The 1,151-nt window shown below is 50.5% G+C and carries 1 protein-coding gene; it reads right to left on the bottom strand.

Features of this window, described 5'->3' with window-relative positions:
- Positions 1 to 26 precede the first annotated feature (26 nt).
- Positions 27 to 977, bottom strand: a complete 951-nt coding sequence (locus WS42_RS14805) for an IS30 family transposase (RefSeq protein ID WP_046451366.1) — start codon at positions 975 to 977, stop codon at positions 27 to 29.
- Positions 978 to 1,151 lie beyond the last annotated feature (174 nt).

Here is a 1,151-nt window from a genome sequence, read left to right as displayed (position 1 = left end):
GGCAGAGTCAACCAGCAAGTGCAACATTAGGAAATATTTTTGAAGAAACATTCAGCGGAGGTATGAAAATTGAGTTTTTCCTTGGGCCTGGCATTGATTTTCTTTCTAATCTTGGCAATTTTCCCCTCCGTAATGGTGCTGATGTCCGTTCCTTTGGGGATATATTGCCTGATTAGCTTGTTCCCGTTCTCAATGGCCCCTTTCTGCCATGCGCAATAAGAATCGGCAAAGAATATCGGGACATGGAGTTTCTTTGTTATCCACTCATGCTCGGCGAACTCGCTGCCGTTGTCCGTGGTGATGGATTTCAACGCTTCTCCCTTGTAAGGTAGCAGCAGCCTCCATACGACCTTTGCAAGCGGTTTAGCCTTCTTCCCGTGCCTGAGCTTTTCCATGAGAAGGAAGTTCGTGCTCCTCTCCGTCAGCGTCAGTATGGCGTTACCGTCCTTGTCCACGATGAGATCCATCTCCCAATCGCCAAAACGCTTCCCGTCCGCTTCCGCCGGACGTTCGTGTATGCTCACGCGGTTGCGGATGTTCGTGGCTTTGGTCTCATGCCTGTGTGTGGGCTTTCGCCTGTATTTCATCTTGTGTCGGCAATGGGAGGCAAGTTCTCCGCTCTCATCCTTGCGTATGATTGCATAAATGGCTTCATGTGACACAGGTATGCCCTCTTTCTTCAATCGGCCGGATATCTGCCTTGGAGACCATTGCTCGTTCCTTATCAATTCAACGACACGCCATTTCAGCACATCGTCCAGCCTCCTGTTGCCGGGCGTGTGACACAGACGGGCCCCGGCCATGTCGTGGGCTTTGTTCCATACATACCTGCCGTTTGAGGTGGAGTTACGCCGGATTTCACGGCTTACTGTCGATTTGTGGACTCCTATGGAGCGAGCAATCATCTCCAGAGTCTCACCCTTTTGTTTTCCCAGGTAAATCGCGTACCTTTGCTCTCGGGTTAAGTGCTTATACATAATTGACAATACAAAAGTAGTTAATCCTTGGGAGACGGTGGTCTCCCTTTTTATTTTTGTATTGCCGATTGACCTGTGATCGGGCTACCCCCCCCCTCTTTCTCCTCCCTTTCCGCTACGCTCCAAGGACGGAGGAAGAGGGGGATGGTGTTGCACTTCTATCTTGACGGTAGC

Origin of the sequence: Odoribacter sp. N54.MGS-14 (assembly GCF_000980295.1) — a bacterium.
In the GTDB taxonomy this organism is placed as follows: Bacteria; Bacteroidota; Bacteroidia; order Bacteroidales; family Marinifilaceae; genus Odoribacter; species Odoribacter splanchnicus.
This window is presented reverse-complemented; position numbering and strand designations above follow the sequence as displayed.

Bases quoted from the DNA above. Each gene is read 5' to 3' on its own strand.
- WS42_RS14805 (WP_046451366.1), bottom strand. From the start codon at position 977: ATGTATAAGCACTTAACCCGAGAGCAAAGGTACGCGATTTACCTGGGA.